This window comes from Nostoc sp., assembly GCF_036919495.1.
GTDB lineage: Bacteria > Cyanobacteriota > Cyanobacteriia > Cyanobacteriales > Nostocaceae > Nostoc.
In genome coordinates, this window is record NZ_JBALBZ010000170.1 from 195,702 (window position 1) to 221,063 (window position 25,362).

21 protein-coding genes, 1 tRNA gene and 1 pseudogene are annotated in these 25,362 nt (G+C 39.7%); 16 read left to right on the forward strand and 7 right to left on the reverse strand.

Features of this window, described 5'->3' with window-relative positions:
* Positions 1 to 28: 28 nt before the first annotated feature.
* Entirely contained in the window at positions 29 to 1,873 is a 1,845-nt protein-coding gene (locus V7K25_RS24775) for an ABC transporter substrate-binding protein (RefSeq protein ID WP_335161517.1), read from the reverse strand.
* Positions 1,874 to 2,012: 139 nt separating this feature from the next.
* On the opposite strand from V7K25_RS24775, the gene tmk reads away from it, so the two are divergent.
* Positions 2,013 to 2,648, forward strand: coding sequence for a dTMP kinase (tmk, locus tag V7K25_RS24780; RefSeq protein WP_335161519.1), 636 nt, complete (start codon positions 2,013 to 2,015; stop codon positions 2,646 to 2,648).
* Positions 2,649 to 2,663: 15 nt separating this feature from the next.
* Here the strand turns inward: tmk and V7K25_RS24785 are convergent, their stop codons facing one another.
* Positions 2,664 to 2,966 (reverse strand): acylphosphatase, encoded by a 303-nt coding sequence (locus tag V7K25_RS24785; RefSeq protein ID WP_335161521.1) that lies wholly within the window; start codon positions 2,964 to 2,966, stop codon positions 2,664 to 2,666.
* A 307-nt stretch (positions 2,967 to 3,273) separates the two neighbouring features.
* Here V7K25_RS24785 and V7K25_RS24790 point away from each other — a divergent pair, with 307 nt between their 5' ends.
* From V7K25_RS24790 to V7K25_RS24805, 4 genes are all read left to right on the forward strand, one after another.
* A complete protein-coding gene (locus V7K25_RS24790) occupies positions 3,274 to 3,651 on the forward strand; it encodes a DUF1823 family protein (protein ID WP_335161523.1) in 378 nt (125 codons plus the stop codon).
* A 312-nt stretch (positions 3,652 to 3,963) separates the two neighbouring features.
* Positions 3,964 to 5,622, forward strand: a complete 1,659-nt coding sequence (locus V7K25_RS24795) for an alpha-amylase family glycosyl hydrolase (protein WP_335161525.1) — start codon at positions 3,964 to 3,966, stop codon at positions 5,620 to 5,622.
* A gap of 201 nt (positions 5,623 to 5,823) precedes the next feature.
* Positions 5,824 to 6,909, forward strand: coding sequence for a 3-deoxy-7-phosphoheptulonate synthase (locus tag V7K25_RS24800; RefSeq protein ID WP_335161527.1), 1,086 nt, complete (start codon positions 5,824 to 5,826; stop codon positions 6,907 to 6,909).
* 48 nt (positions 6,910 to 6,957) lie between these two features.
* Complete coding sequence (locus V7K25_RS24805) at positions 6,958 to 7,191, forward strand: hypothetical protein (protein ID WP_335161529.1); 234 nt, start codon at positions 6,958 to 6,960, stop codon at positions 7,189 to 7,191.
* An 87-nt stretch (positions 7,192 to 7,278) separates the two neighbouring features.
* On the opposite strand, the gene V7K25_RS24810 is transcribed toward V7K25_RS24805, so the two are convergent.
* Positions 7,279 to 7,782 carry a 2TM domain-containing protein gene (locus V7K25_RS24810; protein WP_335161531.1) on the reverse strand — a complete coding sequence of 168 codons (504 nt, stop codon included), beginning with the start codon at positions 7,780 to 7,782 and terminating at the stop codon, positions 7,279 to 7,281.
* 239 nt (positions 7,783 to 8,021) lie between these two features.
* On the opposite strand from V7K25_RS24810, the gene V7K25_RS24815 reads away from it, so the two are divergent.
* The gene (locus tag V7K25_RS24815) at positions 8,022 to 8,738 is read left to right on the forward strand and encodes an ROK family protein (protein ID WP_335161533.1); all 717 of its coding nucleotides are present in this window, start codon (positions 8,022 to 8,024) and stop codon (positions 8,736 to 8,738) included.
* A gap of 405 nt (positions 8,739 to 9,143) precedes the next feature.
* The gene (locus V7K25_RS24820; protein ID WP_335161535.1) at positions 9,144 to 9,698 is read left to right on the forward strand and encodes a peptidoglycan-binding domain-containing protein; all 555 of its coding nucleotides are present in this window, start codon (positions 9,144 to 9,146) and stop codon (positions 9,696 to 9,698) included.
* Positions 9,699 to 9,744: 46 nt separating this feature from the next.
* Here the strand turns inward: V7K25_RS24820 and V7K25_RS24825 are convergent, their stop codons facing one another.
* The 3 genes from V7K25_RS24825 to V7K25_RS24835 all read right to left on the reverse strand — a co-directional run bounded on the left by V7K25_RS24825 (position 9,745) and on the right by V7K25_RS24835 (position 13,315).
* On the reverse strand, positions 9,745 to 12,165 hold the full coding sequence (locus V7K25_RS24825) for a sucrose synthase (protein ID WP_335161537.1): 2,421 nt from the start codon (positions 12,163 to 12,165) through the stop codon (positions 9,745 to 9,747).
* Between the two features lie 343 nt (positions 12,166 to 12,508).
* The gene (locus V7K25_RS24830; RefSeq protein WP_335161539.1) at positions 12,509 to 12,727 is read right to left on the reverse strand and encodes a hypothetical protein; all 219 of its coding nucleotides are present in this window, start codon (positions 12,725 to 12,727) and stop codon (positions 12,509 to 12,511) included.
* Positions 12,728 to 13,242: 515 nt separating this feature from the next.
* Positions 13,243 to 13,315 (reverse strand) — tRNA-His (locus tag V7K25_RS24835).
* Between the two features lie 121 nt (positions 13,316 to 13,436).
* Here V7K25_RS24835 and V7K25_RS24840 point away from each other — a divergent pair.
* From V7K25_RS24840 to cobA (V7K25_RS24850), 3 genes are all read left to right on the forward strand, one after another.
* Positions 13,437 to 13,820: a DUF4359 domain-containing protein gene (locus V7K25_RS24840; RefSeq protein ID WP_335161541.1), complete on the forward strand. Its 384-nt coding sequence runs from the start codon at positions 13,437 to 13,439 to the stop codon at positions 13,818 to 13,820.
* A gap of 206 nt (positions 13,821 to 14,026) precedes the next feature.
* Positions 14,027 to 14,791, forward strand: coding sequence for a sirohydrochlorin chelatase (locus V7K25_RS24845; RefSeq protein ID WP_335161543.1), 765 nt, complete (start codon positions 14,027 to 14,029; stop codon positions 14,789 to 14,791).
* On the forward strand, positions 14,792 to 15,571 hold the full coding sequence (gene cobA / locus V7K25_RS24850; protein ID WP_335161545.1) for a uroporphyrinogen-III C-methyltransferase: 780 nt from the start codon (positions 14,792 to 14,794) through the stop codon (positions 15,569 to 15,571). It begins immediately after the preceding gene.
* A 30-nt stretch (positions 15,572 to 15,601) separates the two neighbouring features.
* Here the strand turns inward: cobA (V7K25_RS24850) and V7K25_RS24855 are convergent, their stop codons facing one another.
* Complete coding sequence (locus V7K25_RS24855) at positions 15,602 to 16,219, reverse strand: hypothetical protein (protein WP_335161547.1); 618 nt, start codon at positions 16,217 to 16,219, stop codon at positions 15,602 to 15,604.
* A 434-nt stretch (positions 16,220 to 16,653) separates the two neighbouring features.
* Here V7K25_RS24855 and V7K25_RS24860 point away from each other — a divergent pair, with 434 nt between their 5' ends.
* The 6 genes and pseudogenes from V7K25_RS24860 (at position 16,654) to coaE (ending at position 24,917) form a co-directional block, all read left to right on the forward strand.
* Positions 16,654 to 17,667 (forward strand): homogentisate phytyltransferase, encoded by a 1,014-nt coding sequence (locus tag V7K25_RS24860; protein WP_335161549.1) that lies wholly within the window; start codon positions 16,654 to 16,656, stop codon positions 17,665 to 17,667.
* 3 nt (positions 17,668 to 17,670) lie between these two features.
* Positions 17,671 to 18,144 carry a tetratricopeptide repeat protein gene (locus V7K25_RS24865; protein ID WP_335161551.1) on the forward strand — a complete coding sequence of 158 codons (474 nt, stop codon included), beginning with the start codon at positions 17,671 to 17,673 and terminating at the stop codon, positions 18,142 to 18,144.
* Between the two features lie 323 nt (positions 18,145 to 18,467).
* Positions 18,468 to 20,621 carry a hybrid sensor histidine kinase/response regulator gene (locus V7K25_RS24870; protein WP_335161553.1) on the forward strand — a complete coding sequence of 718 codons (2,154 nt, stop codon included), beginning with the start codon at positions 18,468 to 18,470 and terminating at the stop codon, positions 20,619 to 20,621.
* 396 nt (positions 20,622 to 21,017) lie between these two features.
* Positions 21,018 to 22,244, forward strand: a complete 1,227-nt coding sequence (locus tag V7K25_RS24875; protein ID WP_335161555.1) for a tetratricopeptide repeat protein — start codon at positions 21,018 to 21,020, stop codon at positions 22,242 to 22,244.
* Positions 22,245 to 22,642: 398 nt separating this feature from the next.
* Positions 22,643 to 24,280: pseudogene (gene cobA, locus V7K25_RS24880) on the forward strand (uroporphyrinogen-III C-methyltransferase).
* Between the two features lie 40 nt (positions 24,281 to 24,320).
* A complete protein-coding gene (gene coaE / locus V7K25_RS24885; protein WP_335161557.1) occupies positions 24,321 to 24,917 on the forward strand; it encodes a dephospho-CoA kinase in 597 nt (198 codons plus the stop codon).
* The last annotated feature ends 445 nt before the right edge of the window (positions 24,918 to 25,362 follow it).

Here is a 25,362-nt window from a genome sequence, read left to right on the forward strand (position 1 = left end):
ATAGTCAATTAGCTGGGAAACATAAATCTTAAATTGTCCACTGCCATTTAGACTGTTGTTTATTCCATTTTACGGCTACTATTTCTGCCGGGGGATTGATGCGATCGCCATTTTTTTCAAATTGGATAATTCCTGTAACTCCTTTCACTTGTTTTTTGTCTTCTTTGAAATATTTATTCATGTATATCAGTAAAGATTGACTATCCGAAATGTCAAATTGCTCTAAAATTCTCAGAATTATTAACACTGAATCGAAAGCTGTTGCACTACGCCATGTTAAGTTTTCTTCTCCCCATAATTGAGTGCCTAGTTGACAAAACTTTTGCCCTAGTTGATTTTCACTATTGCACCCATTTGTTTTGCTGTGCCAATGCCAAGGAACGCAAGCTATAATTTGACACTCATTTTGATTTACCAAATTATACTGACTTTGCTCATGAATCCAATGTAAAACATTCTCATGATAAAAAGTTGCTGAACCAGCTATTAGACAGTTATTGATTTGTAATCTACTAATCAGCCCAGCATTATCGAGGGAATTAGGTTCAATTCCTCCATCAGTAATTATGATAATAATATCAACGCCATTCTGTTTAATGTCTTCTAGATAAGCTTGAATCTGATAATATTTTTCGCTAATGTAACTACATTCTTGTAGAAAAATAAACTGTTCCTTATATTGCTCTAGACATTGTTTAATAGTATTTCTGTATGAAGTGCTATAACTACTATTTTTATTATAGATAATAGCTACTTTTTTAGGATTTTTACCAGGCAATATGTTTGTCAAATAATGAGCTAATTGTGTGGCATTTATGCTATCTTGAGTAGTCAGTCTAAAAAAGGATAAGCTTTTACCCCCAGATAAATGAGAAAGTTCATTAGAGGTACTGCTAGAGTTTACTAAAATTAGTCCATTTTGAGAATATAAATTTAGTGCCTTCTTAGTCATTTCACTTGAATAGTGACCGATGATAGAAATCAGGTTTAATTGTGGCGCTAAATTGGCTAAATTCTCTGCTGTTTGGCTATATGGTGCATATAAATTATTAGGATCATTGACAATTAAAATCTTGAAGGCTATTTGACTATCTGTATTATTTAGAGTAAAAATTTTATCGGGTTTTATCTCATCTAAATTTATCTCTTTTTCTAGTGAAATTTTCTCAAAGCTTTGAAGATTTACTTGGAGTTGAATTTGAGCAATACCTCGTAAAATTTCAGATGCAACATGACCTTGATTATGATAAAATGGCACAACTACAGCCAAAGTATAAATCTTAATTTTTTTCTGTTGTAAAAGAGATTCTTTATATTCGATTAAGCAGTTATTTATATAAATTAAAACTTCTGGATTCCCTGTACCATAAATTTGTCTTTCTTTTTTCCAAGCCCAAATAAAGCACTTTAATGCTTGATAATAAAGTCCTTGCTGATAAAATTTATTCCCTTGTATCTGTAACTCCACAATATCTTGATTTGGGGGAGAAAGGAAAATTTGTCTGCCAAAACTACCTTGAAAGCTATCATTGTTTAATTGAGGAGCATTCTGCAATTTATATCCGTTATTAGGATGAAGTAAGAAATTAAGCAGCTTAACCCACTTCCCAGCTATCTGTTCTTGGTCAATTTGCATCAGTTCTGCTATTCTGGGATAAATATTATTACTGAGCCTATCTCTAATTTGTTGGTCAGATAAATTGAAGATTGTAGCTAAATGTTGTCCTGAGTGTCCTAATAGAGATTGACAAATGATTTCCTTGTCAAGTTCACTGATTTGCTTTCTATTTGAAGCTGTCTCTAATTTCTGAAAGAAAAGGTCAATATTAATATTTAGCTGTTCTATAACCTGTTGACAGTTTTGACACACCATAATTATCCATCATCCTTTTTTCAAAATGATAGTCTAATTCCTAACTTAGGTGATCCTATGGGTGTCGAACTAATTTCTATCTATGTTGACAATTAGATAGCTTACTGGTTTAGCGGAATTACAATTACAATAAAAAAATATGAGTGGCAAATTAATTGTATTTGAAGGGGTGGAAGGCTGTGGTAAAACCAGCCAAATGCAGCTTTGTTCTGAGTGGCTGAAAAATCTGGGTATTTCTGTAGTTGTTACTCGTGAACCCGGTGGAACGGAGTTAGGCTTACATCTTCGCCGCTTGCTACTAGAAAAGGCAGAGGATAAACCAGTTGCACAAGTGACAGAACTTTTGTTGTATGCTGCTGACCGATCGCAACACGTTGAACAAGAACTCAAACCAAATCTGGCAGCAGGGAAATATATTTTATGCGATCGCTACACTGACTCTACCATTGCCTACCAAGGATATGGTCGCGGTCTTAACATGAGTTTAATCAATCAGCTTAATCATATTGCCACTGCTGGTTTAGAAAGTGACTTAACTATTTGGTTAGATGTCGATGTCGAAGTAGGACTAGCCCGTAAACGGGGAGATGGAATGGCATTAGACCGCATTGAACAAGAAACAATCGCTTTTCATCGGCGCGTTCAGCAAGGATACGCAGAGTTAGCAACATCCTATCCCTCAAGAATTGTGCGGGTAGATGGCAGTTTGAGTAAAGAAGCTGTACAACAAGTAATTCAAGGAATTTTGCGCGTACACCTGAAGGAGTTGTTATAGGCAAATGACCAATGATTAATCAACCCGCTTAACTTCAAATCCCCGCAACCCTTCTGCTTCTTCATACTCAACTACAACATCTTGAACTACAGCAGCAGGTGGCCCAGAGTGACACCAGCGAACCATGTTATCTACAACATCTTGCGCTCCTTCAAAGACTGCCTCTACTCGATTATCAGGGAGATTCCGCACCCAGCCGGTTAATCCCAACTGCCTAGCTGTATCTACAGTGGAATACCGATAACCGACTCCTTGGACTCGGCCAGAAATAAATACATGGGCGCGGATGATCTTTGGCAGTGCTGTGGAATTCTGCATAGACTGGTATAATCTTTACGATTTCCAGTCTACCTACTTTGTGTATACACAAGCTGTTTTTAACTCCAACTAGCGAAATTAATCCTGGTCATCATCACTGCGATGTCTGTACTGGCGTTATTGTCACCGACTATTCCCATAATTTTCCTCCTGAGTTAGCGAATCTCTTTATTCAGAGTCACTTTAGTAATTTGTCTATCTTTGGGAGTGTCGCAGAGTAGTGATAAAGTATTTTTCAATACCTACTAACTGTAGTGAATTTAATTAATCAGTAGTCAGTTTTTAAACTTGGAATTTTGAATTGCTTATGTCTAACTTGCCACCACTCAATACAGAAACAATTTGGGCAATTATTGACGAAAAACTTGATGATGCCACAGTCAACCAGTTGCTATGGCATTATTTAGGTTATCGCTATGATTCTTCAACTGCACAATGGGACATTAGCCTAGTTGCACCAGAATGGCAAAATGATTACCCCCAACCCCCAAATTTTATTGAATCTCGCCCCGCAACAGTCAAGTTGACTCGTTCAATTCCTGTTGAAAATAAACAACTGCTCAAAGAAAAGCTGGGTTTCAAAGGTTACAAAATTGGGGAATTTGGACCTCGGCAAACTCGCAGGGCGACAGCAGCAGGTTGGTTGTTAAGTTATCTGCAACAAACTAACGGCAAAATTGAGTAATCTTATACAGCAGATATTTAGCAATAACCATTTTAGTTTTACTTAATATCTGCTAATTAACAACTTAATAAAAACTTTTGAAATTTAGTATTATAGGCAGCAACTATACTAAATATAATCTGGATATTAGTTAAAAAACAAATTTTAAAAGCAGTCAAAAATAGCCAAATATTAGTAACTTTTATAAATAATTTATAAAATCATCCTCAAGATACAAGCGCTAGTTATGTAATTATTTCTCTAGAGCGATTTGTAAATTTAATTAAGTATCCGAGAATACTTCTATCAACCCTTGATATTACAAACAGTTCTATGGCAAAGCCAATTGAATTTAGTTTATTTGCACCTTATAACAAAGGAGCTGCATTAATTGGTTCTTTTTCTGATTGGCAAGAAATTCCAATGGAGAGAGGTGATGATGGTTATTTTCGTACAAGTGTTGAACTAGAAGACGGCGTTTATAAATATAAATTCCGTGTCCAGTCAAATTCATGGTTTTTTGAACCAGAACAATGGGTTGATGTTACAGACCCTCAGGCAACTGATATAGATGAACAGAGTGGAAAAGATGATGGTGTTATCCGGGTCAAAGATGGCAAAAGGATTACCGATACCTATATTTGGCAACATGATGATAAACCTTTACCTGCTGACCACGAATTAGTAATTTATGAATTGCATGTTGGTGACTTTTCTGGTGGTGAGGATGACCCTTATGCACGAGGTAAGTACAAACACGTCATTGAAAAGTTAGATTATTTATGCGAACTAGGAATCAATGCTATTGAGTTGATGCCACTTAAAGAATATCCTGGTGATTATAGTTGGGGTTATAACCCCCGTCACTTCTTTGCAACAGAATCTAGTTATGGTTCTACTGCTGAGTTAAAAAATTTGATTGATGAGTGTCATGGTAGAGGTATTCGTGTAATTCTTGACGGTATTTATAACCACTCAGAAGCATCTGCTCCTTTAACACAAATTGACCATGATTATTGGTATCATCACGAGCCTCGTGACCCTGATAATAACTGGGGCCCTGAGTTTAATTATGAACATTATGACGAAAAATTAGATATTAAACCTGCCTGGAAATTTACTGGTGAGGCAATTCGTTTTTGGATATCAGAATATCATCTTGATGGGATTCGCTATGATGCGGCGCGGCAAATTGCTAACTACGATTTCATGCACTGGATTGTTCAGGAAGCCAAAAAAACTGCTAGCATGAAGCCTTTTTATAACGTTGCCGAACACATTCCTGAAACTACCAGCATTACCAATGTAGATGGGCCAATGGATGGTTGCTGGCATGATAGTTTTTATCACTGCATTCTAGAACATATCTGCGGTGATACATTTGATTTAGAGCGTCTCAAAGATGTTATTGACTGCAAGCGCCAAGGCTTTTTAGGTACAACCAATGTAGTAAATTACCTCACCAACCACGACCATAACCATGTCATGGTAGAACTGGGGAACCGTGAGATTTTTAACGAAGAAGCCTTTAGGCGGGCTAAATTAGGAGTAGCCATCCTAATGACTGCTGTTGGCGTACCTTTGATTTGGATGGGAGAAGAATTTGGGGAGTACAAACCTAAACAACCCGAATCATCGAAAATCGATTGGACGCTGTTAGGTAATGATTTAAATCGTAGTTTATTTGAATCATACAAAGGCTTAACCAACCTGCGTAAAAGCAATCAAGCTCTTTACACAGAAAATATTGATTTTATCTACGAAAATCCAGAGGCAAAAGTATTAGCTTATACTCGTTGGAATGATGAAGGTTCTCGTGTAGTCGTAATTGCAAATTTCTCTGAAAACTTTCTAGCTGAGTATCATGTTCCTAACTTTCCTAGCACTGGTACATGGCATGAGTGGACAGGTAATTATGATGTTGAATCTGGTGACGATGGCATCATAACTGACTTGGGGCCATACGAAGCTAAAGTCTTTGTATGGCAGTAATTATATACACTACTACTGAGCAGGTAGCCCAATAGCAAATGAAAAAGGGGAAATATTTTCCCTTTTTCATTTATTTTTATTATTTTGAAATACAATACAATTAGAAATTTGTCAAGTAAAAAATAAGCCATTTTAAAATTTTATGGGTTTGTGTTACACTTTTGATTTGAAGTGCGTATATAGAATTGCCAGAGTATCACCATGCACAACAAATTATTTAATAGTAATATCAACAACGCTAACAGTAATATCGACAACGTTAACATTGAGAACGATCGCATTTTATTAACTCCCAATGAAATAAAATCAAAATTACCTTTAACACAATTAGCCGGGCAAAGAGTTTTAGCATATAGGCAGGAAATAGAACAGATCCTAGATTTTCAGGATCGTAGAAAATTTATAGTAGTTGGCCCATGCTCAATCCACGACCCAAAAGCAGCACTCGAATATTCTGAACGGTTGAAAAGATTGTCCGAGCAAGTTCAGGATAAGCTGCTACTAATTATGCGAGTGTACTTTGAAAAACCAAGAACAACTGTAGGCTGGAAAGGGTTAATTAACGACCCACATATGGATGATTCTTTCCATGTAGAAAATGGGTTATTAATTGCACGGGATCTATTATTAAAAATTACAGAATTGGGATTACCTGCTGGCACAGAAGCATTAGATCCAATCATACCTCAATATATTAGTGAACTAATTACGTGGTCTGCTATTGGGGCACGCACAACCGAATCACAAACTCACCGCGAAATGGCAAGTGGACTGTCGATGCCTGTGGGTTTTAAAAACGGTACTGATGGTAATATTCAAGTAGCTTTGAATGCCTTACAATCAGCTAGAAACCCGCATAATTTTATCGGAATTAATCAAAACGGACAGGTCAGTGTCTTTCAGACTAAAGGTAATGGCTACGGTCATGTAATTTTAAGGGGTGGTAGTCAACCTAATTTTGATACAGCGAATGTGAAACTGGTAGAAGAGAAATTAAAACAGGCAGATTTACCACCGAGGATTGTTATCGACTGTAGCCACGGCAATACCAATAAAGATTACAAATTACAAGGTGCTGTCTTAGAAAATATTATTCAGCAAATAGTACATGGTAATACATCAATAGTTGGCATGATGCTGGAATCGAATTTGTATGAAGGTAGTCAACCAATTACTGGTAAAGAACAATTAAAATATGGGATTTCTGTAACTGATAAATGTATTGGCTGGGAAGAAACCGAAAAAATTATTTTGGCTGCTCACGAAAAACTTAAATCAATACCATAGTGGAGGTTTTCAGACGCTTTGAATCTTACTCCCCAATGCAAGGAGGGCTTGTCATTACTTAATATATGGCAATCCCCGCTTCGGAATAGAATTCCAAGGTTAATATATACGGCGATCGCCACGAGAACACCGCAGGTATCGCAGATTGAGAAGCTTGGTTACACAATGACTTCGGGTGAGCAAGCGATCGCATATCAGCTAATTCGCTCTAGCAGTATGTCCCACAAGGAATTTCAGTTCCTTGCTAATAGCAAAAGTCATCTGAAGATGACTAAAATTTGAATTAGCGATGTTTACGACGAGCTAGTTTACTAAATGGTGCCCGTAGCTTGCTTCTGGGTAAGGGTACGCTAAAGCCAAGCAAATCTATTAAGCCTGTAATGCCTTAAACCACTTATTCAAAACTGTGCTGATGGTTTTCTTAATCTCATGCTTACGATTCCACTTCTGGAAGGCCATTTCATACTCTTCGCCTTTCATTTGAAAGGTATTCCAAACATCCAGTCCTACAGGCAATCCGCAGAATAGCAAAATGTACAGCGACCAAGAAATCCCGCCACCAGTGATTAAATTTAGGAGTATAAAAAAGCCATTGAAAATTGCATAATTCCCTAGACGCTTTTGAAATCTTCTGATGCGGTAAGTGTCAAAAGCCTTTCGGCGTTGGACTTGTCCCTGTTGTATTACCCAATCGCGTTCTGCTAACTTTAAAGACTCAGGTGAAATTTCTAACTCAGCAGCAATTTCTAATATCTGCTCATAAGAAAATTCTGTATCTTTATCGTCAGCTTGACGAGCGATCGCTAATTGCAGAATTTGTTGGACATCATCTTGGCTATAAGAGCGGAGGCTCTTGGGTTCAAATGTTGTCATAATTCTTTCTCTTATATTACTTTTAATAGAAATTTGCTGCCGGATAGATTTTAAACAGCTACGCCAGTACTATTTCCATTATTCCTACATTAGCAAATCTATTAGTCATTAGTCATTAGTTATTCTCCCTCTACCTCCCCACTCCCCACCAATATAAAGACTCTCCAGATATCTAGATATTATTAAGATGCAGCAGAGGATAATAACTAGGTAACAAGCAGTAAGAAGGATATAACTCAATGGTTGACGAAAATGGATCGATTCGCACCCTATCGGTTGATATTGGCGGTAGTGGCGTTAAGGCTATGGTTTTGGATATTACGGGGAATCCTGTAACGGAAAGAGCGCGTTTAGATACACCCCAACCTGCTACACCAGAGGTTGTAATTAATGCAATTGTGGTGTTAGCAGCCGCTCAAGGTGAATTTCATCGCGTTTCGGTCGGTTTTCCCGGTGTAGTGCGGTCTGGAGTCACGGAAACTGCGGTAAACTTACATCCAGATTGGATCGGATTTGATTTGGAAACAGCATTATTAAAACATTTAAATAAGCCTGTACGGGTGATTAATGATGCAGACATGCAGGGGTTTGGGGCGATCGCAGGTAAAGGTGTAGAATTGGTGATTACTCTGGGTACGGGGTTTGGTTCGGCTTTATTTGTAGATGGTAAGCTAGTGCCGAATATGGAAATGGGACATCACCCGTTTCGTAAAGGAGAGACTTTCGAGCAGCAGCTGGGACGTGCAGAGTTAGAAAAAATTGGTGAGAAAAGATGGAACAAGCGTTTAGAAAAAGCGATCGCATCTTTGCAACATCTGTTCAATTATGATTACCTTTACATTGGTGGTGGTGAAGCTGTAAAAGTGAATTTACAGCTACCGTTAAATGTAAAACTTATCCCCAATATCACTGGTTTGTTAGGCGGTATTGCTTTGTGGCGAGATGAGAAAAGGTAAAAACTTTTTCAGTATCCACAACTGGGCGTACTAAGCGATGTCTCTGAGGGGCTACGCCTACGCACTTTTTATTAAGGTGCTTCTTTCTCAATATTTTAAATTATTACAAAAATTAACACAGATTAGGTAAGAGAATTGTACAGACATAATGTTCAGTCCTACTGTGTAATTTTATTATGTATAGGACTTACGCAAAAACTCTCTGAAACTCTTGTTCCTTTGTGTCCTTTGCGACGGCAGTCGCTCATGGGGGAGACCCCCAAGACCGCGCGGCCTCTCCTTTGCGGTTCGTTTTTTCATGATTTTGCGTAAGTCCTGATGTAATAATCTAAATTCTAGTTAAAATTCAAGACTGTGCAACAACGTTGTACCGTTTTATTTTATTTACGTTTCGGGGATCTTCTTATGACTGAAATTGGCCTGATGATGACGAGCGTGTTAACAATAAGACAAGCATCTGGAGCCAATTTGCCACAGCAGCAATTAGTTCAGATGGAGAATGACATAAACCAATCAAAACAGAGTCAGTTAGAGATAACTGCTCAAGTCACACCACCTGAATTCATGCAGACAGATTGCATTTCTCAGGCTTATTCGTGTGCGATCGCACCAGAGAAAAAACATATACTTAAGAAAATCAGCAAAAAGAATCCGAAACTAGGTTCTTCTAATTTAGGTGAGTCTAATAAGTATTCTCAGTCTGGAGATCAAGTCCGTACAAAGGCTATAGGACAGTTCCAAAAGTTTAGTAGTCAACCTATGCCGACTCTTTCTTTCGGTAGCTCTGGTATTGCTGTCAGAGCCTTACAACGGTTGTTAGTGTCTAACGGTTATGCCGTTAGAGTGGATGGAATTTACGGCGCACTGACAGAGACTGCTGTCAAAGCCTTTCAAAATCAGCAGAATTTAGCAACAGATGGAGTAGTTGGTCAACGAACTTGGCGGGCGTTAACAATTTAGTCATTTGTCTTTAGTTTTTAACTAATGACAAATGACAAATGACAAACTAACGGTATTTATGCTGCTCTAATAGCTGTTGCGCTCTTGGCTTGTAAATTAAATAGAACAAAGCCTCAAGATAACGCAATAAATCTTCTCGATTCTCCTTCGAGGTAAAGTTCCAGAAGCCATAAATCCGTGCTAATGATAACAGCTTGCTAGTATGAATTTTCCAAGTATAGGTGCTATAAACTCGGTCAATTCCTCGCTGCGAAATTTCACTCCAATAGTTAGGATTTTGTTCGCATTTAGTGATAAAATCCACAATTTTTGTGGCTGTCTCGTCTAAATTTGTTGGGTTAATCAAAAAGCCATTAACTTTATCTTGAATAATCTCCAACGGGCCACCAAACTGTGTGGCAAAAGTCGGTAATCCTGAAACCATCGACTCTAAAATTGTCAAACCAAAAGCTTCAAATAAAGCTGGTTGTACAAAAATTCCCTGATGATCGGCAATGACTCGGTAAATTTCACCAGAATCAGTTTTAGTCAGGCGCACACCCAACCAACGAATCTTGCCGTGGAGATTGTACTCATCAATTATTTGGTAGAGTTTGATAATTTCGTCACGTTCTTCGTTGTCGCCTGATTCTTCGACGCGCAATTTACCCGCCACTAAAATTAAATTGCAATGCTCTTGTAGTTCTTTACTTTGACCATAACATTCAGCTAAACCTGTGAGGTTTTTGATGTGGTCAAGACGCGCCATTGAGAAGAGAGGGCGCTTGTTAGGATCGTCGAGTTTGCCAAAGATGTGCGCGGGATCTTCCAAAGTAAAGAGTGTTTCTGCAAGGCGTTGGCGATCGCTCTCTACTCGGTCTTTAGTCCGGGTGTAGGGGAAGTAATTATTTTCGTTTACTCCAGGCGGTACGACATTAAATTTGGGACTAAATAATTCAATGCCATTAGTCACATGATACAACTCCGGCATGGTGAAGCACTTATAAGACTCGTACTGTCCCACACTATCCGGTGTTCCCACAATTTCTTGATAGGTGCTGCTGACAACAAAATTGGCAGCATTCATTGCAATCAAGTCAGCTGTAAATTGTAATGAAAAATGATATTTCTCCTCTAATTCTTGCCAGTAGAGGTTACTGAATAAGTATTTAGATTTTTCCAAAGCATGGGCAACATTGCATTGGGTAACTTTCAAGCGTCGCGCCAGCAAGAATGCTATTAAATTCCCATCAGTATAGTTTCCAACTATTAAGTCAGGTGTGCCGTGAAATTCTGCCCGTAGTTCTCTTTCTGAATCAATAGCGAAAGTTTCTAGATAAGGCCAAAACTCAAACCGAGATATCCAGTTTTGAGTCATGTTAGGATTAAATTCCCGCAAAGGCACTCGCAAAATCCAGGCATTTTCGGTACCAAGGACTTTCTCTAGCCGTTGATTACAAAGGGTGCCATCACTATTGGGAATCAGGCGGGTGAGAATAATTACCTTTGGCTCAACATTCAATTTCTCTAAACCCGCAAGCAGGACATCTTCTTGTAGCTGCTTCTCTAGGCTCTTTGCCTGGTCGAGGACGTAAACTACCTGACCGCCAGTATCGGGACGCCCCAACACTCCCTCTTGCCCAAACCAACCGTGGGCTGACACCAAGACGATTTTAAAAATCATCGGGACACGAGAAATGAAGGCTTCTAGGGTCTGAGGATCGGCAGAATCAATCAATTCATCAAGAATATTTAAAGTTTCCCGGACTCGCGCTGCGGTGTTACCCCAACCGGGTTCAAAACCCATTGACTGCAATTGGAATCGGAATTGTTCGTAGGGTTCATCATCGGGACGATTATTGACAAAACTGATAGCTTTTTTGACTTGCTCGGAAAGTTGCTGCTGTGATTGAATGCGATCGTTAAGTAGCAATTGCATACCATTGTAGTGGTGCAGGCGCAAGAAATTCAATAAGCTGTCCAGCAATTCTTTGGGGTCTTGAAAGATTTGGCTGGATAAATAGCGGTTGAGAAATTCTACCCCCTTACCAATATTTTTGGGGTCGCGGATGACTGGGGTGTAGTCATAAAACGGGCCGAAGTCCAATTCTAGCAGGTCGCCCTCGTTGGGATGATATTTGTTCACCAAGCGATCGCGCAAATCTAACAGATCCTGCACAGTCATCGGCTCAATGCTCAAGTCTGATGTCAACCAATAAACTTCTTGGCTGGCAATCTTAGAACGGATGATGAAACAAAAATTTGAGTCTTCCTGAATAATTTCTTGAGTATAGTAAATCAGTTTGCCTAACTCAGAGGTAGTATAAAATTCCTCTGGTTTCTGAGACTTTGAGCAATACTCACTATATACATTAAGGATGTCGTTCCGCAGCAAATACTTCTTGTCTTGTTGGCGTAATTCACTAAGAAAGGAACGCAAATCACTTTTTTCTTCACTATCTAAGACTGCTTGAAGCAATTCAGACATGGCAACTCCAATTGATGACGATGTTTGCATTGTTGACTTTCAAGGCGAGGCCAATAAGCCTCCACCTTTTGTTAGACCACATATAAACATGAAATTACACAGATAAATTGTATTTATCTGTGTACCTACAATTATCAACTTTTCAGCAGGCACTTAAACCATGTTCTTCTTTACTTAAAGTATCTATGACTCAGTATTTTTTGCTCTAACTAAAGGTATACAATTTTTATTTCTTTTGATAGATGTTATTAAATAACTGCATAAAAATTTGGGCACAACTTGTCACGCCCTTAACTGCTTGATGTAATCTTTATAATATCATTTAAGGGAACAGCATACAAGTCTACATTTCGACGGCGATCGCCACCAAAACTTCTGGATCAATGGGTTTGGCAACGTGACGTTGAAATCCGGCGGCGATCGCTTGCTGTTGATCGAGTTCTCCGGCATAAGCTGTTAGAGCAATAGCGGGAATTTGTCCCCCCTGCTGAGGTGGAAGGGCGAGTGAGTAGACGATATACAATCCCGGTATCGATTCAAATAAGGTTTTAAAATTCAGCATCCATTCCCTCGCTCATGCTTCGCCAAAGTAATCGAGCAGTAGGGATTGAGGACTCGTTCGATAGGCTGAAACGAGGCTAAAACCCTCTTGCCTTCTGCCTCCTGTCTTATCCTAACGACAGATGTTGCTTGTATACATCATTTTTTATAAGAAGAATTCAGAACTCAGGAGTCAGAATTCAGTATGAATTCTGTACGAGTGGGTGATAGCGCCGGCGGCAAGCGAGTCCGCGAGCGTCTGAATATTGGTTAAAACCTCGCCCCTGGTGGGCGAAAAAAATTAAAATATTCTCGCCTGAAAACTCTATCCCTTTATGGGTAGAGTATTCTGAATTCTGAATTCTGTATTCTGACTCCTGTTTTATAAGATAAGCTAAGGAATTATAGTCGCCTTACAATCTTTCCAAGTCTATAAAGCTATAAATGACAGATCCTTGTTAAAGTGATGGTTATGAGTGTTAATACCACACAACCTACCTTTTACAGGAGTATACATATTAATATGAAATTATTTAGGGCGAACGATGGGAATTGAACCCACGAATGGTGGTACCACAAACCACTGCCTTAACCACTTGGCTACGCTCGCCATTCAACAATTTTGATTATAGCAATAATTTGGCAAGCGATCAAGGATTTTTATTTAAGGAACGGACTTAGTTGATTTAGAGTCTCTGAAATCTAACAATTATAATGAATTTTTGGCAAATATGAAATCCTTAACGATCATTGCATATACTGGTGCAGCAGCAGGACTCGCCGCCTTGGGTATGACAATGGCGAACACCAATCCCAGTCAGGTTGAGTATGAAGAATATGCTGTACAACGGCTGACAGAATACTTAAAAACCGATGTATGCAAAAAAACTACCAATATTATAGAAAATTTAATTCGTTTTAATTGTGATAAGTTGGTTGACTCGGCTAACCCGCAAATCCAAGAAATTATTGCCAGGACTACAGAAAGACAAAATTATATTATTTTTAGCATTTACCGTACAGATTTAAAAATAAACTCTTGGCTACCTTCTTACAAATTTGAAACGGTGGGAGCTTTTGATCAATTTTATACTTATACTGCCGAGAAAGAGTAAGCAGGGGACAGGGAGAGCAGAAGCTGATAGTTGTTTTCGATGCAGTAATTAAGTAATTTAATTTTTGAAGTTCCTTATACAAGTGATTAAAAATACTTCTATTTAGTATTTGATAATAGTTTCAATAATCACCTGACTACTTATTACCACCAGCTTAATCTTAAGTAAGATATGATAATTAGTCACTGAGAGTTAAAGCTTTGCCGATGTCATCTGCCTATCTGCTAGTATCTCACGGAAGCCGCGATCGCCGCCCAGAAATTGCTATGCAGCAACTAGCAAAGCTGGTACATAACAAATTGTCAGAAAACCACAACGCATTAAATAACGAACATCAGGTTGGCATAGCTGCTTTGGAAATGAATCCTCAGCCTTTACACGAGCAGATTCAGCAATTTGCTAAGAGCGCTTTTGACGATGCCTGGGTTGGACTACACCAAAGTAAACTATCTCAAAACGAGAATCGGATCAAAATTGTACCGTTATTTCTGCTGCCGGGAGTGCATGTAATGACAGATATTCCTGCCGAAGTAGCACTAGCACAACAGGCTATTGGTCAGGATATCATGATTGAGTTGCAACCATACTTAGGCTCTCACCCCAATTTAGAGAAATTGCTGGCCAAGCAAATAGCTGCGATAAAAGCAGAAGCATGGATTCTCTTAACTCATGGTAGCCGTCGCCCAGGTTCTAAAGAAACTGTGGAAGCAATAGCAGCGAGTTTACCAGCAGTGGCTGCTTATTGGTCTGTCCCTCCTAGTTTAGAATCACGAGTGAAAGAGTTGGTAGCTGCTGGTTATAAAGAAATTGCAATTTTGCCATACTTTTTATTCGCAGGTGGAATAACCGATGCGATCGCGGCCTCAATAGAGGAGCTAAAATTACAATTTTCTGCGGTGAATTTCCAATTGGCAGAACCACTGGGAGCAAGTGCAGAATTAGCAGAGCTAATTTGGGATTTAACAAGATAGATGAACCGCACAGAAAAACAGGAGAATAAGTATTTGGGAAAGGTTTATTTAGTAGGTGCGGGGCCAGGAGATCCAGGACTAATTACCTTGAAGGCAAAAGGTTTATTGGAATGTGCGGATGTAGTTGTTTATGATGCCTTAGTGAGTCCGGCAATTCTGGCAATGATTAATCCCCAAGCCGAGCAAATTAACGCTGGTAAGCGGAGAGGGAAACATTCGCTATTCCAAGAAGAAACAACTCAATTGCTGATTGAGAAAGCGCAGGATCATGCAATTGTGGTGCGGTTGAAGGGTGGCGATCCTTTTATTTTTGGTCGCGGTGGCGAAGAGATGGAAGAATTAGTTGATGCGGGAATAGCAACGGAAGTTGTGCCAGGTATTACATCGGGTATTGCAGCCGCCGCATACTCAGGTATTCCATTAACTCATCGGCTATATAGTTCTTCAGTTACATTTGTGACTGGTCACGAGGCGGTGGGTAAGTATAGACCGAAAGTGGATTGGAATGCGATCGCGCACGGTTCCGAAACCATTGTAATTTATATGGGAATTCACAATCTGCCTTATATTGTGGAACAGTTAAGTGCCGCCGGGTTGAATTTAGAAACGCCCATTGCTTTGGTGCGGTGGGGTACGCGCCCAGAACAAGAAGAATTGATTGGTACTTTAGAAACAATTGTAGAGCAGGTAGAGCAAACTGGATTTGGTGCGCCTGCGATCGCAGTCATTGGACAAGTAGTAAATATGCACAGTATTTTGTCTAGTTGTCGTCCAGTTTGATAATTCGCGCAAATGTGGAATCCCCTTTCTTTAACTTTCTCGAATCCAAAATGCCAATCCTCCAGCCCGGCCACGAGCCGCAATAAAATCTTCCGTCACTAAAAAGAAGCCAAAGAAAGGCTGTTTAGCTATGGACTGATTGTAGAAATCTTCTACTTGAATACCAGAACCCATTGGTCTGTTATAAACAACACGACCAAACAGACTAATAAGCATTTGGTTAAAGTCAAACGCCAATAAATTTTTCTTACTTAAATATTGCACTGGCCCCGTGAGGTTCAACAAAACTGGGCCAAATTCAACCTGATTACTAATTTCGCCCCTGTCTGAATCCTGTTCCAAAGTGGCATTAAAGGAAACATGGATTTTTATAAACTTGGGTACATATAAACCCTTGCCTAATACAATTCCGCCACGCTCTCTAACTTTCTTAGTACCAGTGGCAAAGCAAAGTTGCCATTTGCCCAGAAGAGACTCAAACGGATAAGTTAACCGTTCCTGCTTGGTAGATTTTTCTGCTTGTAGCAATGCATTTACTAATATTTCAGCACTAGGGCGTGTGCCTTCCTGTCCTTGATACGCAGCCGCAGCTTGGGATAGCACACTCACAAAGTCAAATGTCGCTTTAGATGTCAAATTAGCTGTCATAATTTAACTATTTATTTACTTTTCTGATAGATTGTACCGTTATGGGGAGTAGCAGAAGAGAATCGGGAAGAGGTATTTTCACGCTTGTTTGTCAGATTTTTTCGGCATAGAGCCTCTTTCATAAGGTATATTGATTGTTTTAAGTAGCATTACGGTGGGCTGTGGCAAAGGTTTAAGCCGCCGCTACCTCCCCTACAAAATACAGTACGTCCAAAGCTTTGGCTCTTGTTAATGACCAAATTCTGTGACAATGGTTAACAATCTGACAACTCAGGTGATGTGGAGAAATTAACGCGAAACCTAACCCCCCTTCCCTAATAGGGAATTGGGAGAATTAAAAGCTTCTCAACAACAGGAGAGAGCAGGAGGAGGTTTTCTAAATCCCGTGAAAAGTCAGGGTTAACAATAAGCCGGATACTGAATCTAAGGTACTCATGAGCCAGAGTTTTCAAAACAGCCCTTTGCCACGCAAACCCGTTCAATCATATTTCCATTGGTTATATGCTTTCTGGAAATTCTCTCGCCCTCACACGATTATTGGTACAAGTCTAAGTGTGTTAGGTTTGTATTTTATTGCCATTGCAATTAGTAATAGTACTGTTTCCCTATTCCCTACTCCCCATTCCCTAACGCCACTTGCTCGACTTGGGGATACCCCAGGACCGCAGTGGCTCCTCCCTGTTTTAGGTGCATGGATTGCTTGTCTGTGTGGCAATGTCTACATTGTGGGGCTGAATCAATTAGAAGATGTTGATATTGACAAGATTAATAAGCCTCATTTACCGTTGGCATCAGGTGAGTTTTCTCAACAGACGGGGCAATTAATTGTTGCTTTGACTGGGATTTTGGCGCTAGTTGTGGCATGGCTAACTGGGCCATTCTTATTTGGCATGGTAGCAATTAGTTTGGCCATTGGTACTGCTTATTCTTTACCGCCAATTCGTTTGAAACAGTTCCCATTTTGGGCAGCGCTGTGTATTTTTTCGGTACGCGGCACGATTGTTAATTTAGGGTTGTATTTGCACTATAGTTGGGTGCTGAAACAAAGCCAAGTAATTCCGCCCGTGGTGTGGGTGCTAACGTTATTTATCTTGGTGTTTACCTTTGCGATCGCAATCTTTAAAGATATACCCGATATGGAAGGCGATCGCCTCTATAATATCTCTACTTTCACTATCAAACTCGGTTCACAAGCTGTATTTAATCTAGCTCTTTGGGTGATAACTGCCTGCTATCTGGGGATAATTTTAGTTGGTGTGCTACGTGTGGCCTCAATTAACCCTCTATTTCTGGTAATTACTCATTTAGCCCTGCTAATTTGGATGTGGTTGCGGAGTTTGGCAGTAGACTTACAAGATAAAAGTGCGATCGCTCAATTTTATCAATTTATCTGGAAACTATTTTTTATCGAATACCTGATTTTTCCTATCGCCTGTCTTTTGGCTTAGACAATGCTAGAAACCTTTCCTACTAGTTCTATTATCCCTGCTTTTGTAGTTGTGCTTAGTCTGTCAATTCTTGGCTATTTCGCTTGGAAAACTTTGATTACCTCAGACTTGTTTCAAAAAGGAATCAATCTTGCTCAAGCCAAAGATTACCAAGGTGCAGAAGCAGCCTTTCGGAAAGTGATTTCCCTTAACTCTACTAATGATGTGGTGCGCTTGTTTTTGGGAGATGTTTTAAACCAACAAGGCCAAATAGAAGAAGCAACAGAATTATTCCGGGAAGTGATTCGCCGCAGTCCCAAAAATCCTGACGCTTACTTGCGTCTGGCAAATATTCTCATGCAGCAAGAGCGAGAAGATGAAGCTAAAATTAACCTGCAACAAGCTAAAGATTTATTGCAAAAACAACGCCAACCTGAAAAAGCTAAAAAAATCACTGAACTGTTAGATAAAATGAGTGATAAGTCTAGTAAATCTTAAGTTAAGTTAGAATTGCGGAGATTAAATTTTCCTGTTCCGTCTCCTAATTTTTTTACCATTCCTCTCATGATGGGGAGAATGAGTTTTATTTTGGAATTGACTACTGTCTGCCCTAATTATGTTCCAATGTTGAGTTACAGCTTAACTCTTTATTAAAGTCATTCTTTTAACGAACCGCGATTGCGGTTCGTTTACTCATTCTCTTATTCCTATCTTCAGACAAGATAATAGTAATAGTAAATTTAAAATATGCGAACAAATTGGGCTAATTAAAAAAAAATTTTATTAGTTAATTGTTATAGATTCAAAAAAGTCAAGTGTTTATGTCAGAAAATATATCAGGATTGTGGACTATTTTTTTTACATCAGAATCATTTATTCCACATGGACACTGCTATCTATGGCAAACGAATTTAGTTTGGTTACACATATTATCTGATGCATTTATAGCATTAGCTTATTACTCGATTCCAGCTACACTCTTCTACTTTGTTCGCAAGCGACAGGATTTGCCCTTTGATTGGATTTTTCTCTTGTTTAGTGCATTTATCGTAGCTTGCGGCACCACTCATTTAATAGAAATTTGGACGCTTTGGCATCCAACCTATTGGCTATCAGGGTTTGTCAAAGCAGTAACTGCAATAATTTCTGTAATTACAGCAGTACAACTTATACCTCTAGTTCCACAAGCGCTGGCACTTCCTAGCCCTGCTCAACTAGAACAAGGAAATCAAGAACTTCAAACACAAATAGGCGAACGCTTACGGGTAGAGGAGGAACTGCGAAAATATCAGAATCATCTTGAAGAAATGGTTGCTGTTCGCACCAATGAAATGACTAAAGCTAATGAGCAATTACAACAAGAAATCCTTGAACGCCAACGTATTTTAGAAATTCTTCGACAAAGCGAAGAACGCTACCGTTACTTGGCTGAGGCAATTCCTCAACTTGTATGGACAACCAATCCTAACGGTGAATGTGATTTTTTTAATCAAAATTGGTGCGAATACACTGGGCTAACATTAGAGCAGTCATTGGGTTCTGGTTGGTTGGCTGCATTGCATCCAGATGATATCCAAAATGCTGATGAAGTTTGGTGTAATGCTGTAAAAAATAGCACTATATATAACAATGAATATCGCTTTAAACGGGCTTCTGATGGCTCCTATCGTTGGCAGCTAGCGCGAGGTTTACCACTCAAAGATGAGCAAGGTATTGTAGTAAAGTGGTTTGGAACATGTACAGATATCCACGAACAAAAACAAATACTTGAAGAACGGGCACACCTGCTGGAATTAGAACAAATAGCACGAGCTAAAGCAGAAACAGCCAATCGAATTAAAGATGAATTTTTAGCCGTCCTCTCTCACGAATTACGCACTCCACTAAACGCAATTCTCGGCTGGTCAAAGTTGTTGCAAACCGGCAGGATAAACCAAACGAAGACATCTGAAGCACTAGCCACCATCGAGCGGAATGCCACGTTACAGGTTCAACTCATTGAAGACTTACTGGATATCTCCAGAATTTTACAGGGCAAACTGACGCTAGATATTACGAAGATTAATTTAGAGTCTACGATATTGTCCGGACTACAGACAATGCGTTTAGCAGCAGAAGCAAAGTTGATTGAGGTAAGTACAGTATTTGAACCCCTGATGGGGGAAGTTATGGGCGACTCTACTCGTTTGCAGCAAGTTGTCTGGAATCTCCTTTCTAACGCTGTAAAATTTACACCCAAAGGAGGAAAAATACAAGTGCGATTAAAGCAAGCCGATGGCTATGCTCAAATCATAGTTAGCGATACAGGTAAAGGAATTAGCGCTGAGTTTTTGCCATTTGTCTTTGATTACTTCCGCCAAGCAGATAGTACCTCTACGAGAAATTTTGGTGGATTAGGATTGGGATTGGCAATTGTACGTAATATCATCGAGATACATGGCGGCATTGTCAAAGCAGATAGCCACGGAGAAGATAAAGGGGCAACATTTACTGTTAGTTTACCGCTTCTGCAAGATGAAAAGCCAAGCCTGACTGATGAACAAAACGACCCTGTATTATTAACTTCTAAGTCTTTACCTCTCGCTGGCGTTCGGATTTTAGTTGTCGATGATGAGCCTGATTCGCTAGATTTTGCTGCTTTTGTATTAGAGCAAGATGGGGCTTTTGTTATCGGTTTATCTTCTGCTTATGAAGCATTACAAACTCTAGCAGAGATAAAGCTAGATGTGTTGGTTAGCGATATTAGTATGCCCGATATGGATGGCTATATGTTAATACGTAAAGTGAGAAGTTGGACAGCAGAGCAAGGTGGACAAATTCCAGCGATCGCTTTGACTGCTTTTGCTAGAAACGATGACCAGCAAGAAGCACTAAAAGCTGGGTTTCAGATGCATTTACCCAAGCCTTTTAACCCAGAAAAATTAATTGCAGCTATTGCTAAACTTGTTGAAGCAAACGTGTCAGCAATTACCTAAAAAAGGACTTTTTACTTCTAATAAAGCTCCATTTATTGTGTACAAATGGATAATTATATGAGAGTACACTTGTATCCAGTTAGGTTAATCACTTATAATTCCTGGTAGAACTCCGCCAAAGGTATGCTTTTACTCCCCTCCTGGCAAGCCTACTGTGTACACACAAGTCGAAAAATTCTCTACCCACATTTTTGTCAGAGTGAAACTGTCATACTCACCGCCATCCCGCCCAGAAATGAAGTTCAGGGCTGATAGCGAAAGTCCACTCAAGTGGACTAAATGATCAATTCAGTCCACTTGAGTGGACTTCAGCTATGAGACTCGGAATTCATTCCGAGGCGGGATAGAAAAGCAGTGCGAAATTTATATGTAAACCAAGCAGGTAAGATAATAAAAATGCTGAAAAACAAGAATGTCCTAGTAGTAGCTATTATCTGCTTGTGTTTAAATAATGGGAATAGTGCCTTTGGTAAAAATGTTAGCGTTGTTTTATCAAAAATTCATGATGCACAGTCCGCAGTTCCTCAGAGCAAAAACGCAGTTGCTAGCTTCGAGCAAGGAACCAATCTCTATAAACAAGGAGATTTCAAAGGAGCAGAGGCGGCTTTTCGGAAAGCAATTGAACTAGAACCCAACTTTGCCCAAGCTTATATTGCTTTGGCAAATACTCTCGACGATCAAGGTAAACCACAAGAAGCGATCGCACATTACAAAAAAGCCATTAACCTCGATCCGAAAAACTCTGGAGCATACTTTAATTTAGGTTTGACTTTAGCAAGACTCAATCAGTTAGAAGCTGCGATCGCACAATATAAAAAAGCTATCAGCCTTGAATCCAACTATGCAGACGCTCACTATAACTTAGGAAATGCTCTTTACGCTCAAGGCAAGCTAACAGAAGCAGCCACCGAATATACAGCAGCTATTCGCCTCAAACCCAATTATGCCCCAACTTACACGCGTCTAGGAAATGCTCTGTACGATCGAGGTGAGCTAGCAGAAGCAGTTACTCAGTACAAAAAATCCATTAGCTTTGATCCTAAATATGCAGACGCTCACTATTACTTAGGCAATGCCTTGTATGCTCAAGGAAAGCCAGACGAAGCAATCGCTGAATATACAGCAGCCATTCGCCTCGATCCAAAAAATCCCGCAGGTTATAACGCCTTGGGAAATACTCTGTATGCTCAAGGCAAACTAGAAGAAGCGATCGCACATTACCAAAAAGCCATAAGCTTCGATCCCAACTATGCAGACGCTCACTATAATTTAGCAAGCGCTTTTTACGCTCAAGGCAAGCTAACAGAAGCAATCGCCGGCTATAGCGAAGCGATTCGCCTCGATCCCAAACATGCACAAGCTTACACGGGTTTGGGAAATGCGATGGACGATCAAGGTAAACCCCAAGAAGCGATCGCACATTACAAAAAAGCCATTAGCCTTGTACCCAACGATGCATTCACTTACTATAATTTGGGGATTGCTTTGGGAAGAGAGCAACAACTAGAAGAAGCGATCGTTAATCTCAAAAAAGCCAGACAGTTATTCCAAGCTGAGGAAAACAAAGAAATGGTTGAGCAAGTCGATCAGCTAATCGAAAAAATGAATATCCGAACGAATTGAATAATGGGCATTGGGGATTAGGCATGGGGCTTTGGGCATTGGGCATGGCAGCAGAGGAGTGAAGTTCTTATCTGCGTCTGCGAGTATTAAAGACTCATCCGCGAGTATTAAAGACTCGCCCGCGAGTATCAAAGACTCGTCCGCGAGTATTAAAGACTCATCCGCGAGTATTAAAGACTCATCCGCGAGTATCAAAGACTCGTCCGCGAGTATTAAAGACTCGTCCGCGAGTATCAAAGACTCGTCCGCGAGTATCAAAGACTCGTCCGCGAGTATCAAAGACTCGTCCGCGAGTATCAAAGACTCATAAAACTATGTTGACAACAAGTTGTATTCTAAAATATATCTCTCTGTCCCTCTACCTCTTCCCAATGCCCAATGCCCAATGACAGCTGACCATGATTCAAGAAAAGGGTAAAGTCTACCTCGTAGGTGCTGGGCCTGGAGATGTGGCATACCTGACGGTAAAAGCTTACAATCTTTTAGCTGCTGCTCAGGTTTTAGTCTACGATGCCCTGGTAGATGCTCAATTGTTGCAGTGCGTACCACCTGATTGTTTGCAGTTAGATGTTGGGAAACGCGGTGGAAAACCCAGTACAACCCAAGCTGAGATTAACAAGTTACTAGTAAAGCATTGCCAGCAAGGAAAACAAGTTGTACGGCTTAAATCAGGCGATCCGTTGATTTTTGGGCGTTGTACTTCCGAAATTGAAGCGCTGAAAGCATCTGGTTGTGATTTTGAACTCGTACCAGGAATTTCCTCAGCCCTTGCAGCACCTTTGTTAGCAGGAATTCCCCTCACAGATCCGGTGTTGAGTCGCACTTTTGCAGTGCTTACAGCTCATGAACCAGAAGTTTTAGACTGGGAAGCACTCTCACGGCTAGAGACATTAGTAATTTTGATGGGAGGACGACATCTGCCAGAAATAATACATCAACTGGTGCGACACGGGCGATCGCACTTAACACCCATTGCCATCATTCGTTGGGCAGGAACTCCTCGTCAACAAATTTGGACAGCGCAACTGGGCAATATTGTAGAACAAACCACCGAATTATCCCTTTCTCCGGCAGTAATTGTTATTGGCGAAGTTGTTGGGCTACGGAAGTACTTACAACCTGAGAATATATATTTAGACTAAATTATCAAGCACGAGTCTGGAGAAAAACATTCCCAGATTCCGGCTGTGAACGAGAGTATTTTTATACCCCAACCTATGTTAAGTAACTTCCCCTCATCTAGTCTTCCTCTTAGTGGCAAAACAATCTTAGTGACACGTTCAGTTGGACAATCGAGCCAATTTAGCGATCGCCTCATCACATTAGGTGCGACAGTAATCGAAATGCCTACCTTAGAAATCGGCCCGCCCTCCTGTTGGGAAGCTTTGGATAATGCGATCGCTCATTTATCTGACTTCGACTGGTTAATTCTCACTTCTACCAATGCCATAGACTACTTTTTTGAAAGGCTAAACGCCCAAGCTAAAGATAGCCGTGCCTTAGCAGGCGTCAAAATTGCCGTCGTTGGTGAGAAAACAGCCTATTGTCTAAAACAACACTCTCTCCAAGCAGATTTTATTCCCCCAAACTTTATTGCTGATTCTTTAGTGGAAAATTTCCCAGAGGATCTGCATAATAAAAAGGTTTTATTTCCCAGAGTTGAAAGCGGCGGCAGAGAAATTTTGGTTAAGGAATTAACTCTCAAGGGAGCAAAGGTGATAGAAGTTGCTGCATATCAATCTTGTTGTCCGAGTGGTATTCCACCAGAGGCACAGCTAGCTCTCCAAAACCGCAAAATAGATGTGATTACTTTTGCCAGTTCTAAAACGGTGCAATTTTTCTGTCAACTTACTAACAAGATATTTTCCAATAACTCTGATGCTAGTCAATTCTTAGAAGGTGTTTGTATTGCCTCTATTGGGCCTCAAACTTCCAAAACGTGTCATTTTTTATTTAGGCGTGTGGATGTAGAAGCCCAAGAATATACTTTAGATGGTTTAACCCAAGCATTGATCGCATGGGCGACAAATTATTAGATGAGGGAGCAGAGGGAGAATGAAAAATGAAAAATGAAAAATGAAAAAACGTATAATCGGCTTAACTGGCGGTATTGCCACAGGCAAAACCACTGTCACCAATTATTTAGCTAGCACTTATAACCTGCCGATTCTGGATGCAGATATTTATGCTAGAGAGGCAGTATCTTTAGGTTCGCCTATTCTTGGTGCGATCGCAGGGCGTTACGGCGAACAAATTTTACTACCAGATGGCAGCCTCAACCGCCAAAAGCTAGGCGAAATTATCTTTAATCGTCAAGATGAACGCAACTGGATAGACAATTTGATTCATCCTGATGTGCGCGATCGCTTCCTCAAAGCGATCGCCCTATCTTCCTCACAAACACTGGTGTTAGTAGTGCCTCTCTTATTTGAAGCTGGGATGACTGATTTGGTTACAGAAGTTTGGGTAGTGCGTTGTTCACAAGAGCAACAGCTACAAAGATTGATACAACGAAACCATTTAAATAGAGAACAAGCACGAGCCAGGATCAACAGCCAATTATCTATCGAAGAAAAAGTGGCTCATGCAGATGTCGTTTTAAATAACTCTTCCACCCTAGAAGTACTACTGAAGCAAGTAGATGTAGCTCTAAAAACCACAACTAGGGACTAAATACTATTTATATGAAAAAATATACATAGATATCTTCTCAAAATATAAAAGGTTTATACAATAAATATTATTTAGTTAAGTTAAAAATACTCCTATCTAACCCAGATTTGTAAAATAATTCGGTGGTTTTACAGTTGAAGCTGTGGTTTATAGTAATGTAAATTTAAGTGGTTAATCAATAAATAAATGCTATAGACTTCTGGATAATATGATTGTAATGATGCTCTAAGTTCAATGTATAAAGTAATCAATAGTTAATTTTTACCTGATATATGCAAAATCATGAATGATTTCAAAGGGTTATTGAGCAAAAGATATCATTGTATAAAAATTAAATATTAATAACTAATAATTAAGATTTAAGAAAGCTTAATTGTAAATGATCCCTCATAATTTACAATTATTTTTCTAAGTACCTTGTCAACTAACTGTTTGTAATTTATTT

Coding starts and splice junctions, on each gene's coding strand:
- V7K25_RS24875 (WP_335161555.1), top strand. CDS start 21,018: ATGCTGAAAAACAAGAATGTCCTAGTAGTAGCTATTATCTGCTTGTGT.
- V7K25_RS24820 (WP_335161535.1), top strand. CDS start 9,144: ATGACTGAAATTGGCCTGATGATGACGAGCGTGTTAACAATAAGACAA.
- V7K25_RS24825 (WP_335161537.1), bottom strand. CDS start 12,165: ATGTCTGAATTGCTTCAAGCAGTCTTAGATAGTGAAGAAAAAAGTGAT.
- V7K25_RS24785 (WP_335161521.1), bottom strand. CDS start 2,966: ATGCAGAATTCCACAGCACTGCCAAAGATCATCCGCGCCCATGTATTT.
- V7K25_RS24830 (WP_335161539.1), bottom strand. CDS start 12,727: ATGCTGAATTTTAAAACCTTATTTGAATCGATACCGGGATTGTATATC.
- tmk (WP_335161519.1), top strand. CDS start 2,013: ATGAGTGGCAAATTAATTGTATTTGAAGGGGTGGAAGGCTGTGGTAAA.
- V7K25_RS24810 (WP_335161531.1), bottom strand. CDS start 7,782: ATGACAACATTTGAACCCAAGAGCCTCCGCTCTTATAGCCAAGATGAT.
- V7K25_RS24795 (WP_335161525.1), top strand. CDS start 3,964: ATGGCAAAGCCAATTGAATTTAGTTTATTTGCACCTTATAACAAAGGA.
- V7K25_RS24845 (WP_335161543.1), top strand. CDS start 14,027: ATGTCATCTGCCTATCTGCTAGTATCTCACGGAAGCCGCGATCGCCGC.
- V7K25_RS24775 (WP_335161517.1), bottom strand. CDS start 1,873: ATGGTGTGTCAAAACTGTCAACAGGTTATAGAACAGCTAAATATTAAT.
- V7K25_RS24815 (WP_335161533.1), top strand. CDS start 8,022: ATGGTTGACGAAAATGGATCGATTCGCACCCTATCGGTTGATATTGGC.
- V7K25_RS24840 (WP_335161541.1), top strand. CDS start 13,437: ATGAAATCCTTAACGATCATTGCATATACTGGTGCAGCAGCAGGACTC.
- V7K25_RS24865 (WP_335161551.1), top strand. CDS start 17,671: ATGCTAGAAACCTTTCCTACTAGTTCTATTATCCCTGCTTTTGTAGTT.
- V7K25_RS24855 (WP_335161547.1), bottom strand. CDS start 16,219: ATGACAGCTAATTTGACATCTAAAGCGACATTTGACTTTGTGAGTGTG.
- V7K25_RS24800 (WP_335161527.1), top strand. CDS start 5,824: ATGCACAACAAATTATTTAATAGTAATATCAACAACGCTAACAGTAAT.
- V7K25_RS24870 (WP_335161553.1), top strand. CDS start 18,468: ATGTCAGAAAATATATCAGGATTGTGGACTATTTTTTTTACATCAGAA.
- coaE (WP_335161557.1), top strand. CDS start 24,321: ATGAAAAAACGTATAATCGGCTTAACTGGCGGTATTGCCACAGGCAAA.
- V7K25_RS24860 (WP_335161549.1), top strand. CDS start 16,654: ATGAGCCAGAGTTTTCAAAACAGCCCTTTGCCACGCAAACCCGTTCAA.
- cobA (WP_335161545.1), top strand. CDS start 14,792: ATGAACCGCACAGAAAAACAGGAGAATAAGTATTTGGGAAAGGTTTAT.
- V7K25_RS24790 (WP_335161523.1), top strand. CDS start 3,274: ATGTCTAACTTGCCACCACTCAATACAGAAACAATTTGGGCAATTATT.